Here is a 13,565-nt window from a genome sequence, read left to right as displayed (position 1 = left end):
CCGCTACGCGTCGTGAATGTACTGATTGTCGGAGCGGGCCCGGCCGGATCCACCGCCGCCTACTACCTTGCCAAAGCCGGCATTGACGTGACGGTGCTGGAGAAAACCAGCTTTCCCCGCGAGAAGGTCTGCGGCGACGGCCTGACTCCGCGCGCGGTCCGCGAGATCCAGAAGCTGGGACTCGCGCATCCTGAAACCGAGGGCTGGCGGCGGAACAAGGGCCTGCGCCTGATCGCCGGCGGCCGCACGATCGAACTGCCGTGGCCGGAGGTTGCCGACTTCCCGCAGTACGGGCTGATCCGGACCCGGCTCGGCTTCGACGAACAGCTGGCCCGCCACGCCCAGTCCGCGGGCGCCGTCGTGCTCGAACGCCACAGCGTCACCGAGGCGCTGCACTCCGAAGATGGCCGGGTGACGGGCGTCCGCGCCTCACTGCTGGACAACTCGGGGCGCAAGACCGGCGAAACGCGCGACTTCAGTGCCGACGTCGTGCTCGCGGCGGACGGCAACTCGACGCGCACCGCCGTGTCGCTGGGCATCGGCAAACGCGACGACCGGCCGCTCGGCGTTGCCGTGCGGACCTACTTCACCTCGCCGCGGCACGAGGACGACTGGATGGAAGGCTGGCTGGAGCTGCCCGGCCGCGACGGCAAGCTCCTGCCCGGCTACGGCTGGGTTTTTGGCGTCGGCGACGGCACCTCCAACGTGGGCCTGGGCATCCTGAACTCCTCGAAGGACTTCGGCAAGCTGGACTACAAGCAGGTGCTGCGCGAATGGACCGCCGGCATGCCCGCCGACTGGGGCTTCACCCCGGAAAACCAGGTGGGCGAGATCCGCGGCGCGGCGCTGCCCATGGGCTTCAACCGCACCCCGCACTACTCACCGGGTCTGCTCCTCCTCGGCGACGCCGGCGGCATGGTCTCCCCGTTCAACGGCGAGGGCATCTCCTATGCCATGGAGTCCGCCCGCTTTGCGGCTGAATTCATCATCGACGGCGCTGCCCGGTCCGCGTCGGCAGGCTGGGGCGCTGCCGACGCCGACGCGCACTTGGCCCGGTACGCAGACTACGTGCGCCAGCAGTGGGGCTCCCACTTCACGCTGGGCCGGGCGTTCGCCGCCCTGATCGGCAAGCCGGCCGTCATGAAACTGGCCCTCCGGACGGGCATGCCTGTCCCCGTGCTCATGCGTTTCGTGGTGCGGTTGCTGGCCAACCTCACCGATCCTGCCGCCAAGGGTTTCGAGGACCGGGTCATCCGGGTCCTGGAATCCCTGGTACCTGCCACGTCCAACCAGGCCGCGTCCAACAAGGCCGCGCCCGCCACGGCCGCGCCCACCACGGACAGCGTTCCGCACTCCGGCACCAACTCTGCGGTTTCCGCAACAAAAGTTAGGGTTAACCCGTGACCAACTCTGCAGATCAAAGCTGGACGCACGCCGGACACGGCCTGCCGAGCTCTGAACCCGACCTCAATACCACGGCGATCGCCACCGGCCTCCAACTGCCGGCAGGCTTCGCGGCCATTGCGGGCGACCCCGAACTGGGTCCCGCTCTCACCACCAACCTGGCGCGCGTCGAGAAGCGGCTGCGCGAAGCCATTGCCAATTCCGATCCCCTGGCTGACGCAACGTCGCGTCACCTCGTGGAAGCCGGCGGCAAGCGCATCCGCCCGCTGCTGACCCTGCTGTGCGCCCACCTTGGCGACGCTTCCCTGCCCGCGGTGGTGCAGGCCGCCGTCGTCGTCGAACTGACGCACCTCGCCACCCTGTACCACGACGACGTCATGGACTCCGCGCCGTTCCGCCGCGGGGCGCCCACAGCCCACGAGGTCTGGGGCAACTCCGTTGCCGTCCTGACCGGCGACCTCATCTTCGCGCGCGCCTCCATCCTGGTCTCGGAGCTCGGCTCCCGTGCGCTGGGCATCCAGGCGCGCACCTTTGAACGGCTCTGCCTGGGCCAGCTGCACGAGACCGTGGGACCGCGGCTGGACGAGGACCCCCTGGCGCACTACCTCTCCGTCATCGCGGACAAGACCGGCTCGCTGGTGGCCGCATCCGGGCAGCTAGGCGCAATCTTCTCCGGCGCTGACGAGGCCTACGAGCCGCTCCTGGTCGAGTACGGCGAGAAGGTGGGCGTGGCCTTCCAGCTCGCCGACGACGTCATCGACGTCACCGGGATCAAGGTCAAGTCCGGCAAATCCCCGGGAACCGACCTGCGCGAAGGCATCCCCACCTTGCCCGTGCTGCTGCTGCGCAACGCCGCCCGCGACGGGGACCAGACCGCCGTCGAACTGCTGACGCTGATCGACGGCGACCTCAGCTCGGACGAGGCCCTGGCCGCTGCCGTGGCCGGACTCCGGGAGCACCCCGTCACCGCACAGTCCTGGGTGGTGGCACGCGCCTGGGCCGATGAGGCCATTGCCGCCCTTGCCCCGCTGCCCGAAGGCGTCGTGAAGGCCTCGCTGACCAGCTTCGCCCACGCGGTAGTGGACCGCAGCAGCTAGCCCGGCGGCGCCTGGCGCTCAGCCTTCACTTCCTGGCCCCGGCCGGTCCTTCCGGCTGGGCGCTTCGGGATTGGCGATCCTTAAACGGAATGGCCCCGGTTCCTCACAACGATCGAGTCTTCCGTTGTGCCGAACCGGGGCCATTTCTCCGTTCGCATCAGATCCACCGGAGGCATTTGGTGAACCCAGAAACGAGTCTATGACAGTTGTGTCATAGCGTCCAGCCCTTGATGTAAATTTGTTGTCATAAGATTTCGATCCGATGCCGGGTGTTGTCGCGCTGAGTTTCCCCACGTTTGGCCGGACAGCGGCGGGACACGCCGGCCGGTGGCGGGACACGCCGTCGGACGTCCTCAAAACCGGAGAAAACCAGCGGCGCGGATGGTGCGGACTTGTCCACATAGCCGGCATGGTGGCTGCCCGGGGGTGTCATGCCACGTGTGTGATTGCCCTATGGACCTCGCGGGATACCTGGGATACGCCGGCTCGGTTGCCCGCACGGCCACGTTGCTGCAGGCCGGTTTTACGTCGAACGGGATCCGCACTTCCGTGGCTGCCGGGGAAATTCGTCGCCTGCGCCATGGGGTGGTGGCGCTGCCCGGGGCGCGGGCGGACTTCGTGGCTGCCGTGCTCGCGAATGGCACGCTCACCTGCGCCTCCGCCGCGCCGTTCCACGGCATATGGCGGCTCCATGAGCCCGAACGGCTGCACCTGCTGTGCGCACACGGATCAGCGCCCGGGGCTGTCGTCCACCGCGCAAGCCCGGTCCCGCCGGAATTTCCGCAGCCCGTGGCCAGCCTGACGGACACCCTGCTCCATGCGCTGCGCTGCCTGCCCCCGGTGGATGCCGCCGTCATGGTGGAAAGTGCCTTGTTGCAGGGCCGCACCGCGCTCGATTACCTCAGGCAGCGGCTGCCGGGAAACCGGAACGGGGCCGCCCGGGCAGTCCTGGACCTGGTCGACGGCACGGCTGACTCGGCGATCGAGGTCGTTGCCAGGCTGCTCTTCAGGAGCCAGGGAATCTACACCCAGACGCAGGTGCAGCTCCCGGGGATCGGGATTGTCGACTTCCTGCTTGAAGGCTTCCTTATCGTGGAGATCGACGGGAGCACCCACCTTGAGCGAGCGCAGGTCAGAAAGGACCGGGGGCGCAACAACGCCAGCACCTTGGCCGGCTATGCGGTCCTCCGATACGGCTACCAGGACGTCGTCTACAACCCGCAGAAGGTGATCGATGAGGTGCGGCAGGTGCTGCGCGGCAGGGTTATCCGCTGAAATTCCCCAGGTATGAATCTCCAGCGCTGCAGAATATCGGCGGTTCGGCCGGACACCCCGGCGGGGGACGCCAAACATGGGGAGAATCGGCGGCGGAGGGGATGAAGGCGGGGGAGGGGTGGCCGCAGTGGCCGCCTAGTCCTCGTCTTCGTCGTTGAAGGCCCACTCGAACATGTCGAAGACGAATTCGGAGAAAGTCCCCTCCTCGCTCTTCCACTGGCCGCGGGCGTTGTTCCGGCGGTACACGATGGGATCCGGGATGCTGAGGTCCCCGACGCGGAAGCCCCAGGTGAACTGCTCTTCCTCGTCCTCGAGGAACATGAGGAAGCCCTCGTCATCGACTTCGAGCTCTTCGGGGTCCCAGAAGTAGTGGTAGGCCTCCATGATGTCCTCGCAGCCGCCGACGGCCAGGTAGAACTCGCGCAGGACCAGCGGGACCTGGAACTGGTGTTCGGCCAAGGCGGCGTCAAGCTCGTCGGCCGGGAGGCCATCTTCTTCCTGCCATTCGTCTTCGAGATACTTCGGGACAAGCGCGCGGAATTTCTCGAGGAACATGTCAGTCATGGTCTTATCCTAGCTAATCCCTAGCGGTCGTTTTCCGCAGTGTCCAGGCCCAGCCGATGCCAGCCGCGCACTGCCAGCGGAACGTACCAGTGGCGCCGCCAGGCCGTGACCCGGAACGCGAAGACGAGGGCGGCGACGGCGCAGGCCGTCAATGCGGTGAAGGTCCCGGTGAGGGACAGGATCACGGTCGACAATGCCCCGGCGAACGCCGGCAGCGCGTAGAGATCCTTGGGGTCGAAGAGCTGCGGCACCTCGTTGGCGGTGATATCCCGCAGAAGGCCGCCGCCCACCGCCGTCGTGACGCCCAGCAGGACTGCGGCTACGGGGTTCATCCCGGCGGCCAGGGCCTTGAGCGTGCCGGTGATGCAGAACAGGGCCAGCCCGCCGGCGTCGAACAGGACCAGCAGCGAAGTGAAGCGCTGGACGCTGGAGAACAGGAAATACACCAGCACAGTGGCGAGCAGCGGCGGCGCCAAATACGCCGGGTTGGTGAACGCGGCGGGCGGGCCCGCGCTGATGATGATGTCGCGGATGACACCGCCGCCAAGGCTCACCACAGAGGCCAGGAGGAGCGAGCCGATGATGTCGAACTGCTTCCGCGCCGCGAGCAGCGAGCCGGAGACCGCAAAGAAGAAGACACCCGCCAGGTCAAGCCAGATCAGGACGAGGCTAAAGGAGAAGGTCATGAAGCGTCCCGGTCGATAACAAGGGGGCGGATAGGGCGGCTCCAAGGTTACGCTAACGGCTATGAATAGCCCCATCCTGATCGCCTGCGCCCACGGCACGTCAAGCCCGCACGGAGCCGCGGAGGTCAACGCGCTCCGGGACGGCATCGCCGGGCTCCGTCCAGGGCTTGATGTCCGCGAGGCGTACGTCGACGTCCAGGACCCGGACCTGCCGGCCGTCGTGGCGGGCCTTCCGGAGGGGGAGACCGCCGTCGTGGTTCCCCTGCTGCTCAGCGTCGGATACCACGTCAAAGTGGACATCGCCCGGGCCGTGAAGAGCCGGCCGGACACTCTTGCCGCGGCGCCGCTGGGGCCGGACCCGCGGCTCGCAGCGCTGCTGGACGCGCGGCTGCGCGAGGCAGGAGTGACAGACAACGACGCCGTGGTCCTCGCCGCCGCCGGGTCCTCCGATCCCAGCGCGGCGCAGAATGTCGAGGAACTCACGGACCAGCTCCGTGCCTTGCGTTCCAACCGGATCGTGGCCGGCTACGGCGCCTCCGCCAAGCCCTCGGTTCCCGACGCCGTCGCCATGCTCCGCGAGGAGGCCGCCGGCGGTGCCGGCGCGGGGGAGTCGGCCGGTGCGGTGGACCTGGGCGGCCGCGTGGTCATCGCCTCCTATCTCCTGGCGCCCGGCTTCTTCCATGACCAGTTGGCCAAGGCCGGCGCAGACCTTTTGACGGCGCCGCTGCTGCCCTCGCCGGTCCTCGCCGAAATTGCCCTGGAACGCTACGACGCCGCGCTGGCCGCAGCCCCGCAACCCCGGCCCTGACGGTCCCCGCAGATGCACAGCCGCGTGGCTACTTCAAGGGTTTCCGGCGGTTCGTGACGAAATATTTCCCTAGGTGACTCCCCATTTCTGAACCTTTGTGACGGGATTACAGCCACCCCTACAGTCGATGCATGACTGATACAGCTCTAGCCGGAGCGTCCACGGACGAGGCTGCCGCCGGCCGCACCAAACGCCCCTCCCGTCCGGCCGCAAAGCCGCACGGGCAGTGGAAAGTGGACGGCACCACGCCGCTGAACGCCAACGAAACCTGGAAACAGGAAGACAACGGCCTCAACGTCCGCGAGCGTATCGAGTCCGTCTACTCCAAGAACGGCTTCGACTCGATCGACGGCACCGACCTGCACGGCCGCTTCCGCTGGTGGGGCCTGTACACCCAGCGCAAGCCCGGGATCGACGGCGGCAAGACCGCCACGCTTGAGCCGCACGAACTCGAAGACAAATACTTCATGCTGCGCGTGAGGATCGACGGCGGTGCGCTCACCACCGAGCAGCTGCGCGTCATCGGCCAGATCTCCGTGGATTTCGCCCGCGACTCGGCCGACCTCACGGACCGCCAGAACATCCAGCTGCACTGGATCCGGGTGGAAGACATGCCCGAGATCTGGCGCCGGCTCGAGGGCGTGGGGCTGTCCACTACGGAAGCCTGCGGCGACGTCCCCCGCGTCATCCTTGGCTCCCCGGTTGCGGGCATCGCCAAGGACGAGATCATCGACCCCACGCCGCTGATCCAGGAACTCGCCGAACGGTTCATTGGCGACCCGGAACTGGCCAACCTGCCGCGCAAATTCAAGACCGCCATCACCGGCCACCCCAGCCAGGACGTGGTGCATGAGATCAACGACGTCGCCCTGGTGGGCCTGGTCCACCCCGAGCTCGGCATCGGCTACGACCTCTGGGTAGGCGGCGCGCTCTCCACCAACCCCATGCTGGGCAAACGCCTCGGCGCCTTCGTCCAGCCGGACCAGGCCGCCGACGTGTGGCTCGGCGTCACCAGCATCTTCCGCGACTACGGCTACCGGCGCATGCGCACCAAGGCCCGCCTGAAGTTCCTGCTGGCCGACTGGGGACCGGTGAAGTTCCGCCAGGTCCTCGAGGACGAATACCTCGGCTACAAACTCGACGACGGCCCCGCGGCGCCCAAACCGTCCACGCCCGGTGACCACATCGGCGTGCACGAACAGAAGGACGGCAAGTTCTTCATCGGCGCCACCCCGCTGGCCGGCCGCCTCTCCGGCAGCCAGCTGGTCAAGCTCGCGGACACCCTCGAAGCCCGCGGCTCGCAGCGCCTGCGCACCACCCCGCACCAGAAGCTCGTGGTCCTCGACGTGCCCAAGGACGAGGTGGACCCGCTCGTCGCCGAACTCGACGCCCTGGGCCTGTCCGCCCGGCCGTCCGTGTTCCGGCGCGGCACCATCGCCTGCACCGGCATCGAGTTCTGCAAGCTCGCCATCGTGGAAACGAAGGTCACTGCGGCGACGGCGGTCGCCGAGCTGGAGCGCCGCCTGGCCGACCTCGCCGAGAGCAAGCAGCTGCCCCAGGCACTGTCCCTTCACATCAACGGCTGCCCCAACTCCTGCGCCCGGATCCAGACGGCGGACATCGGCCTCAAGGGCATGATGCTGCCGACGCCCGACGGCGACCCCACCCCGGGCTTCCAGGTCCACCTCGGCGGCGGGCTCGCGTCCGACAGCCGCGAGGAGGCAGGCCTCGGCCGCACCGTCCGCGGCCTCAAGGTCACGGCCGGGGAGCTGCCCGACTACGTGGAACGCGTGGTCCGGAAGTTCGTCGCGGACCGCTCCGAGGGCCAAAGCTTCGCCGAGTGGGCGTTCGCCGCGGAGGAGGGTGATCTCCAGTGACCGTTGCACTCCGCACCCACGACGAGCTCAAGGCCCTTGCCGAGGCCGGCGCCGCCGAGCTCGGCTGGGACGCCCCGGCCCGCGATGTCATCGCCTGGGTGGCCCGCAATTTCGAGCTGCCGATGGTCGCCGTCGCCTGCTCCATGGCGGACGCGGTCCTGCCGGCGCTTGTCGCGGACGAGCTCCCCGGCGTCGACGTCCTGTTCCTGGAGACCGGCTACCACTTCCCGGAGACGCACGCGACCCGCGACGAGGTGGCGGCCAACCTGCGCGTCAACGTCGTGGACGTGCTGCCGGAGAACACCGTGGAGCAGCAGGACCGGCTCCTGGGCAAGGACCTGTTCGCCCGCGACCCCGCGCAGTGCTGCGCCCTGCGCAAGGTGGCGCCCCTGCGCCGCACCCTCGCCGGCTACGAGCTCTGGTTCACCGGAGTCCGCCGCGACGAGGCCCCCACCCGCACCAACACGCCGCTGATCACCTGGGACGAGTCCAATGGCCTGGTCAAGGTCAACCCGGTGGCGGCCTGGACTTTCGACCAGCTGGTGCAGTACTCCGACGACAACCTTCTTCCCGTCAACCCGCTGCTTTCACAGGGCTACCCGTCCATTGGCTGCCAGCCTTGCACCCGCAAGGTGGCGCCCGGCGACGACCCCCGCGCCGGACGCTGGGCAGGAACCGACAAGACAGAATGCGGACTACACGTATGAGCACTTTCCTGACTGAGGAGCCCACACAGGTGACCGACGCTCCCGTTTCCACGCGCCTCTCCAGCCTCGACACGCTCGAATCCGAGGCCATCCACATCATCCGCGAAGTGGTTGCCGAGTTCGAGAAGCCTGCGCTGCTGTTCTCCGGCGGCAAGGATTCCGTGGTGATGCTGCACTTGGCCACCAAGGCCTTCTGGCCCGGCAAGGTGCCCTTCCCGGTGCTGCACGTGGACACCGGCCACAACTTTCCCGAGGTCATCGACTTCCGCGACCGCACCGTGGAACGGCTGGGCCTGAAGCTCGTTGTCGGCTCCGTCCAGGAGTTCATCGACTCCGGCGAACTGGCCGAGCGCGCCGACGGCACCCGCAACCCGCTGCAGACCGTCCCGCTGCTGGATGCGATCCAGCGCAACAAGTTCGACGCCGTCTTCGGCGGCGGCCGCCGGGACGAGGACAAGGCCCGGGCCAAGGAACGGATCCTGAGCCTGCGCGACGAGTTCGGCCAGTGGGACCCCCGCAACCAGCGGCCCGAGCTGTGGAACCTCTACAACGGCCGGCACACCGTGGGCCAGCACGTCCGGGCCTTCCCGATCAGCAACTGGACCGAACTGGATGTGTGGCGCTATATCGAGCGCGAGAACATCGAGCTGCCGGGCCTGTACTACGCCCACGACCGCGAAGTCTTTGCCCGCGACGGCATGTGGCGCGCAGTTGGCGAGGTCTCCCAGCCGCGCGAACACGAGGAAGTCATCACCAAGACCGTCCGCTACCGGACCGTCGGCGACATGTCCTGCACCGGCGCCGTGGAATCGGCTGCCGCCACCGTGCGCGACGTCGTCATTGAAGTTGCCGCCTCCACCATCACCGAACGTGGCGCCACCCGGGCCGATGACCGCATCTCCGAGGCCGCCATGGAAGACCGCAAGAAGGACGGCTATTTCTAATGAGCACGGAAACGTTTCTCCCGGGCCCGGACCTCGTTGCCGCGGCGCTGCCCACCACGCTGTTCCGCTTCGCCACCGCAGGCTCCGTCGATGACGGCAAGTCCACGCTGGTGGGCCGGCTCCTGCACGACTCGAAGGCGATCCTCGCCGACCAGCTCGACGCCGTCGCCCGCACCTCCGCGGACCGCGGGTTCGGCGGCGAAAAGGGCGGGATCGATCTCGCGCTGCTGACTGACGGCCTCCGCGCGGAGCGCGAGCAGGGCATCACCATCGACGTCGCCTACCGCTACTTCGCCACGGACCGCCGCAGCTTCATCCTCGCGGACTGCCCCGGGCACGTGCAGTACACCAAGAACACGGTGACCGGCGCGTCCACCGCGGACGCCGTCGTCGTGCTCATCGACGCCCGCAAGGGTGTCCTGGAGCAGACCCGCCGGCACCTGTCGGTGCTGCAACTGCTGCGCGTGGCCCACGTGATCGTCGCCGTGAACAAGATCGACCTCGTGGATTTCAGCGAGGACGTGTTCCGCGAGATCGAGGCAGACGTCCAGCAGGTCGGGCGCGAGCTCGGGCTCGGTTCCGACGGCGTTGCTGACCTCCGGGTCGTCCCCRTGTCCGCCCTCGACGGCGACAACGTGGTTGATTCCTCGGAGCGCACCCCGTGGTACGACGGCCCCGCGCTGCTGGAAGTCCTGGAGACACTGCCGGCGGCCGACGAACTCGAAAGCCACCTGGAGAGCTTCCGTTTCCCGGTCCAGCTGGTGGTCCGGCCGCAGGGCGCACTGGCTCCCGACGCCGTGGCCGGCGGCCTCGATCCGGAGGCGTACCGCGACTACCGTGCCTACGCCGGCCAAATCACCGAAGGCTCGGTCAAGGTGGGGGACCAGGTCAGTATCCTGACCCCGGGCCAGGCCCCGCGCACCACCACCATCACCGGGATCGACTTCGCCGGCCGCGAGCTCGCCGAGGCGGCCGCCCCGCAGTCCGTGGCCCTGCGCCTGGCCGATGAGTTCGACGTCGCCCGCGGTGACACGATCGCGGCGGCGGGGACGGTACGTGAAGCCTCGGCCGACCTCTACGCTGCCCTTTGCTGGCTCTCGCCCAAGCCGCTCCGTGAAGGGGCCAAAGTGCTGGTCAAGCATGGCACCCGCACGGTCCAGGCCCTGGTCCGGAACGTGACGGGCAAGCTGGACCTCGCCAGCTTCGGTCTGGAGCCGACATCCACCCTGGAGCTGAACGACATCGGGCACGCGCAGCTTCGGCTCGCTGCCCCGCTTCCGCTGGAAAACTACCTGCACCACCGCCGCACCGGGGCGTTCCTGGTGATCGACCCGCTCGACGGCAACACCCTCGCCGCGGGCCTGGTCAACGACCACCCCGGCGACCACGAGGACGAGCGCTACTCGATCTAGGCCTGCTCGAACTGGCTGAAAGCATCCCGACTACTCTCGCGAGTCGCCGGAAGCGTGCGAGGTCGCCGTAAACTTACGGCGTCCTCGCGCGTTTCCCGCGAATTCGCCGCTTTGGCCCTTGCCACCCGGCCGGCGGACCATGATCATCGTCATGGAGGGGTGCCGTGGAAGTCATCAACAGCCGGCTCATCAGCTGGGCGTCGATCCTGGATGACAAGACCCGCGAGCAGGCGCTGGCCACAGCTGAGCTGCCCATCATCTACCCGCATCTGGCGCTGATGCCGGACGCCCACCTGGGCCTGGGCGCCACAGTGGGATCCGTCATACCCACCCTTGGTGCGGTTATCCCGGCCGCCGTGGGCGTCGACATCGGCTGCGGCATGATTGCCGTCCGCACGCAGTACGCCCTCAAAGACCTGCCCAAGGACCGGAAACGCCTGCGGGAGGGTATTGAGCACGCCATTCCGCTGTCCGCCGGCAAATGCAACCGCAGGATCACCGTCACCGCCGAACCGCGGCTGGCTGAGTTGCGGCGAATGGCAACGACAGCGGGCTTCGAACCCGCCCAGTACGCCGCGAACTGGAAACTGCAGCTGGGATCGCTGGGATCGGGCAACCATTTCATCGAGGTGTGCGCGGATGAGACGGACGCCGTGTGGCTGTTCCTGCACTCAGGCTCCCGCGGCGTGGGCAACAAGATCGCGCAACGGCACATTGCCCGGGCCCGGAGCGGGGCCCGGATGAGGAACGCCGTCCTGCCGCATCCTGCCCTGGCCTACCTCGAGGAGGGAACTCCCGAATTCGAGCGCTACATCAGGGAACTCCGCTGGGCCCAGCACTTCGCACTGCTGAATCGTGAGGAGATGATGGACCGCGTGGTCCGGCAGTTTGAATCATGGACAGGCGGCCGTGTCCGGGAGACCGAACGGATCAACTGCCACCACAACTTCACCGCGCAGGAGAAGCATTACGGCAAATCCGTCTGGGTCTCGCGCAAGGGGGCGATCAGGGCCGAAGCGGGGGACGCAGGGCTCATCCCCGGTTCCATGGGCACGGCGTCCTACGTCGTTGTCGGGCTGGGGAACCCCGTGTCCCTGAACTCATCGCCGCACGGCGCCGGGAGGGAATACTCGAGGACCGCCGCGAAGAGAACGTTTTCGCTGGCCGAGCTAAAGGCCGCCATGCGGGGCATCGAGTTCCGCCCCAGCGAGGCATTCGTAGACGAGATCCCGGCGGCGTACAAACCCATCGACCAGGTGATGCGCGACTCCGCCGACCTCGTCAAGATACGGCACAAGCTGCGGCAGCTCGTCAACGTTAAAGGCGATTGATGAGCTCCAGAGCCAGGATGGCGGCCCCCGATCTTTTGGGGCCGAATGTGACGCTGCGTGAACCCGCGTGACCCCCGGTTTCCGGGCCGTTGAACCGCCAATATGACACTCCCTATGGTGAATGAATGAAGACAACGGAACGGTTTCCCGGCCTCCCCCGCAGGGACTTCCAGGGGCGATGTCGCCGGCGCTGACCACCCAGCCCGGCCTTTCCGCACACACCCCAGAACAGGACTTCACCCATGTCACGCACCCCCGAAAACCCCGAGCCCGGTACGCAGCCCGGCACCACCCGGATTGTCGCTGGCGAGACCGGCAAACCCAAACGCAAGCGCACCCTGGAGATCGCCCTCGTCGCGGGGCTTGTGCTCCTGATCGGCGCCGGCGCAGCCGTGGCATCCTCGCTGTCCCGCAGCCCGGAAACCGCCCCGGCCGCGGCCGTGGCGGACGCCGGCCCGGCCGCCGAACTCAGGCTCGGCTACTTCGGCAACATCACCCACGCCCCGGCCCTGGTGGGTGTCAACAAGGGGTTCATCGCCAAGGACCTCGGCCAGACCAAGCTCAGCACCCAGGTCTTCAACGCCGGCCCGGCCGCGATCGAGGCCCTCAACGCCGGCGCCATTGACGCCACCTACATCGGCCCCAACCCGGCCATCAACTCCTATGTCAAGAGCAACGGCGAATCGGTCAGCATCATCGCCGGGGCCACGGCCGGCGGAGCGCAGCTGGTGGTCAAGCCCGGTATCAACTCGGCCGCCGAACTCAAGGGCAAGACGCTCGCGTCCCCGCAGCTCGGCGGCACCCAGGACGTGGCGCTCCGGGCCTGGCTCGGCAAGCAGGGGTTCAAGACCTCCACGGACGGCAGCGGCGACGTCGCGATCAACCCGACCGAGAACGCCCAGACCCTAAAACTGTTCCAGGACGGCAAGCTCGACGGCGCGTGGCTGCCGGAGCCCTGGGCCTCCCGCCTGGTGCTCCAGGCCGGCGCGAAGGTCCTGGTCGATGAGAAGGACCTGTGGGAGAAGGGCGAGTTCGTCACCACCGTCCTGATCGTCAACAAGAAGTTCGCGGCCGAGCACCCGGCCACCGTGCAGGCGCTCCTGAAGGGCCATGTTGAATCCGTGGACTGGCTCAACGCGGCGCCCGCCGCCGAGAAAGCCACGGTCCTCAACGACGGACTCAAGGCAGCCGCCGGCAAGGGGCTGCCGGCCGACGTCATCGACAGGTCCCTGAAGAACATCGTCTTCACCACCGACCCGCTCGCAGGGACGTACAAGAAACTGCTGCAGGACGGCGTCGACGCCGGCACCACCAAGCAGGCCGACATCAACGGCATCTTCGACCTCACAGCGCTCAACAGTGTCTTGGGCGAGAGCGCGGCCGGCACGAAGATCTCTGCCGAAGGGCTCGGCAAGGACTAGCTCCTTGGCCTCCAGCCATCCGCCACAACAGTAAGGACC

At 67.8% G+C, this 13,565-nt stretch carries 12 protein-coding genes; 10 read left to right on the top strand and 2 right to left on the bottom strand.

Annotated elements, in window-relative coordinates:
* Positions 1–12 precede the first annotated feature (12 nt).
* The 3 genes from AC1DR1_RS00490 (at position 13) to AC1DR1_RS00480 (ending at position 3,776) form a co-directional block, all read left to right on the top strand.
* On the top strand, positions 13–1,404 hold the full coding sequence (locus tag AC1DR1_RS00490) for a geranylgeranyl reductase family protein (RefSeq protein WP_364745287.1): 1,392 nt from the start codon (positions 13–15) through the stop codon (positions 1,402–1,404).
* The gene (locus AC1DR1_RS00485; protein ID WP_476991993.1) at positions 1,401–2,501 is read left to right on the top strand and encodes a polyprenyl synthetase family protein; all 1,101 of its coding nucleotides are present in this window, start codon (positions 1,401–1,403) and stop codon (positions 2,499–2,501) included. Before AC1DR1_RS00490 ends, AC1DR1_RS00485 begins: the two co-directional genes overlap by 4 nt.
* Before the next feature lie 453 nt (positions 2,502–2,954).
* The gene (locus AC1DR1_RS00480; RefSeq protein WP_476991992.1) at positions 2,955–3,776 is read left to right on the top strand and encodes an endonuclease domain-containing protein; all 822 of its coding nucleotides are present in this window, start codon (positions 2,955–2,957) and stop codon (positions 3,774–3,776) included.
* Between the two features lie 135 nt (positions 3,777–3,911).
* Here AC1DR1_RS00480 and AC1DR1_RS00475 read toward each other — a convergent pair whose 3' ends face one another.
* A complete protein-coding gene (locus tag AC1DR1_RS00475) occupies positions 3,912–4,340 on the bottom strand; it encodes a hypothetical protein (protein ID WP_476886275.1) in 429 nt (142 codons plus the stop codon).
* A 20-nt stretch (positions 4,341–4,360) separates the two neighbouring features.
* The gene (locus AC1DR1_RS00470; protein WP_229995873.1) at positions 4,361–5,026 is read right to left on the bottom strand and encodes a trimeric intracellular cation channel family protein; all 666 of its coding nucleotides are present in this window, start codon (positions 5,024–5,026) and stop codon (positions 4,361–4,363) included.
* A 61-nt stretch (positions 5,027–5,087) separates the two neighbouring features.
* Between AC1DR1_RS00470 and AC1DR1_RS00465 the strand changes: the two genes are divergently transcribed.
* From AC1DR1_RS00465 to AC1DR1_RS00435, 7 genes are all read left to right on the top strand, one after another.
* Positions 5,088–5,834 (top strand): sirohydrochlorin chelatase, encoded by a 747-nt coding sequence (locus tag AC1DR1_RS00465; protein WP_476991991.1) that lies wholly within the window; start codon positions 5,088–5,090, stop codon positions 5,832–5,834.
* A gap of 131 nt (positions 5,835–5,965) precedes the next feature.
* Positions 5,966–7,711: a nitrite/sulfite reductase gene (locus AC1DR1_RS00460; protein ID WP_476991990.1), complete on the top strand. Its 1,746-nt coding sequence runs from the start codon at positions 5,966–5,968 to the stop codon at positions 7,709–7,711.
* Positions 7,708–8,418 carry a phosphoadenylyl-sulfate reductase gene (locus tag AC1DR1_RS00455; protein WP_229995876.1) on the top strand — a complete coding sequence of 237 codons (711 nt, stop codon included), beginning with the start codon at positions 7,708–7,710 and terminating at the stop codon, positions 8,416–8,418. Before AC1DR1_RS00460 ends, AC1DR1_RS00455 begins: the two co-directional genes overlap by 4 nt.
* Positions 8,415–9,362 carry a sulfate adenylyltransferase subunit CysD gene (gene cysD, locus AC1DR1_RS00450; RefSeq protein WP_229995877.1) on the top strand — a complete coding sequence of 316 codons (948 nt, stop codon included), beginning with the start codon at positions 8,415–8,417 and terminating at the stop codon, positions 9,360–9,362. Before AC1DR1_RS00455 ends, cysD begins: the two co-directional genes overlap by 4 nt.
* A complete protein-coding gene (locus AC1DR1_RS00445) occupies positions 9,362–10,774 on the top strand; it encodes a sulfate adenylyltransferase subunit 1 (protein WP_476991989.1) in 1,413 nt (470 codons plus the stop codon). Before cysD ends, AC1DR1_RS00445 begins: the two co-directional genes overlap by 1 nt.
* Before the next feature lie 164 nt (positions 10,775–10,938).
* Complete coding sequence (locus AC1DR1_RS00440) at positions 10,939–12,105, top strand: RtcB family protein (protein ID WP_476991988.1); 1,167 nt, start codon at positions 10,939–10,941, stop codon at positions 12,103–12,105.
* A gap of 242 nt (positions 12,106–12,347) precedes the next feature.
* Positions 12,348–13,526, top strand: coding sequence for an ABC transporter substrate-binding protein (locus tag AC1DR1_RS00435; RefSeq protein ID WP_476991987.1), 1,179 nt, complete (start codon positions 12,348–12,350; stop codon positions 13,524–13,526).
* Positions 13,527–13,565 lie beyond the last annotated feature (39 nt).

The sequence above is a fragment of the Arthrobacter sp. P4_F10 genome, assembly GCF_056401435.1.
Note: the sequence above shows the minus strand (reverse complement) of the source record. Positions and strands in the feature narration are given on the sequence as shown.